The organism is Pseudoalteromonas sp. c7(2019), assembly GCF_011378625.1.
Classification (GTDB): domain Bacteria; phylum Pseudomonadota; class Gammaproteobacteria; order Enterobacterales; family Alteromonadaceae; genus Pseudoalteromonas; species Pseudoalteromonas arctica.
Genome location: NZ_WTKS01000081.1, coordinates 1 through 214, shown reverse-complemented (window position 1 = coordinate 214; position 214 = coordinate 1). Strand labels below are relative to the sequence as shown.

Sequence of the window (214 nt, the reverse complement as noted above, 5' to 3'; positions counted from 1 at the left end):
GTTGCATTGATTTCAACAGTGTTCTTCTCAAACAAAACAGGATATTCGGCTTTGTTTGGTGGGCTCACTTTTTTACTTCCTAATGTCGTTTTTGTTTTGATGGCTTTTGCACATGCAGGGGCTAGGCAATCTAAAAAAGTTCTTAGGGGGTTTTACGCAGGAGAGGCTATTAAACTCTTTTTAACTGTGTTGTTCTTTGTAGTATTTTTGAAAT

Annotated in this window: 1 protein-coding gene; it reads left to right on the top strand. The window is 36.9% G+C overall.

The features are described from left to right. A partial coding sequence (locus GQR38_RS20100) for an ATP synthase subunit I (protein ID WP_206006358.1) occupies positions 1-214 on the top strand: 214 nt, incomplete at both ends.